The following is a 1,588-nucleotide window of genomic DNA, read 5'->3' on the forward strand; positions in this document are numbered from 1 at the left end:
ATGTAATAGCTACTTTAAAAGGTACAGATACATTGGGAGAGAAAATTGTTGTTGGCGGTCACCTTGATAGTTGGGATTTGGCTACAGGCGCAATTGACAATGGTATAGGTTCTTTCGCGGTGATAGACATGGCCAGAACGTACAAAGCACTAAAGCTAGAAAATAAAAGAACAATTGAGTTCGTGCTGTTTATGGGAGAGGAACAAGGGTTGCTGGGCTCAAAAGCCTACGTTGAAGCTGCAAGGCATTTAAATACGCTTGATCAGGTAAAATTTATGTTGAATTACGACATGACCAATAATCCGAAAGGATTTGCCACCAGCAGAGTTGAGATGAAGGATCTATTTTCTTCGTGGGGCAGCCAGATTACTAAGATTGATACAGGATTTAAAAACTTATTTTATTCTGGAGCATGGTTACATAGTGATCATCAGCCTTTTATGCTACAGGGGATTCCTATTGGTGGAGGAACAGGAGGCGAGTTACCTAATAATTCGGGGCCTTTCTATCATTCGGATGGAGACGTTTTTAAGTTAGTTGATGAGCAGCAATTGAAAAATACGGTACGTTTTAGTGCTATGCTGGTGTATGGTCTTGCAAATACTCCTGCATTACCCGTTAAAAAACAAACTGACGATGAACTAAAAGGGTTCTTGAAACAGAATAATCTGGAAGTTCCACTAAAGATTGCCGGTGAATGGAGATGGTAGTAAGATAGCAGTTAAGAGTTTTTTACGAGAATAGCTTCAAGGGCGTTGGCGGCGTCATCACACTTATCCGTCGCCATTTCTAATGTCTGCAATAGCTCTTTCTGCTTGATGAGCTCTATTGGGTTGGATTCGGTTTTAAAGAGGCCTGCGACTGCAAGGTTGCATAGCTGATCTGCTTTACTTTCACCTTTGTATATCCTCAAACAAACATCTGATATAATGGTTTTATTCTTGAAGTTCCTTAGCTCTTTAAGGGCGCTATCGAGGTCTCTGCACATTTCTGTGAGCAGGTTGGCGAGCTTGATCATTGTTTTATCGAGCTGAAGAATATTGAACATTTCTATGCTAATGGCTGCGGCCCGGATATGGTCTGCAATATCATAAAGCGCACTAATCAGGGTATGAATATCTTCCCTACTGAATGGGGTGATCATGCTTTTGCTTAAACCTAGAAAAACGGCATGCCTTATTTTATTTCCGTTACGCTCCAGCTGTTCAATTTTTTTGATGTGCTTATTCCGCTGATCAAGATCATTGGTGCTAAGGGCGAGTAAAAGTGTTTCGGAAATACTGATCAGATTTTTGCCTGATTGCTCAAATAAGGGCTGGAATTTTTTGTCGGGCGGGATAAAGAATTTGAAAACGCTGTTCATATGGATGATGTATATAGTAAATGTACATCAGCTATATTAACCTATTGTGAACTTTAAATTAGGTGTTTTAAATTATTGATATTTTAATTCCCATACTCTCAATTGATTTTATGGTGTGCTCGGACACACCGCTGTCAGTAATGATATGATCTACTTCTTCGATGCCGCATATTCTGCCGAAGCCACGTTTGCCAAATTTGGTTGAATCGGCAAGGACAATTATTT

Annotated in this window: 2 protein-coding genes; one reads left to right on the forward strand and one right to left on the reverse strand. The window is 40.0% G+C overall.

Going from position 1 to position 1,588, the window contains the following annotated elements; all coding sequences use genetic code 11:
* Positions 1–710 (forward strand): M28 family metallopeptidase (locus tag AC1DG9_RS26835; protein WP_477635666.1); only part of this gene is annotated, 710 nt, incomplete at its 5' end.
* 11 nt (positions 711–721) lie between these two features.
* Here AC1DG9_RS26835 and AC1DG9_RS26840 read toward each other — a convergent pair.
* Positions 722–1,363: a DUF47 domain-containing protein gene (locus AC1DG9_RS26840; protein WP_172661553.1), complete on the reverse strand. Its 642-nt coding sequence runs from the start codon at positions 1,361–1,363 to the stop codon at positions 722–724.
* Between the last annotated feature and the right edge of the window lie 225 nt (positions 1,364–1,588).

This window comes from Pedobacter sp. 05L430 (genome assembly GCF_056397585.1).

Excerpts from the sequence above, each read along its gene's own strand:
- AC1DG9_RS26840 (WP_172661553.1), bottom strand. The coding sequence starts at position 1,363 with ATGAACAGCGTTTTCAAATTCTTTATCCCGCCCGACAAAAAATTCCAG.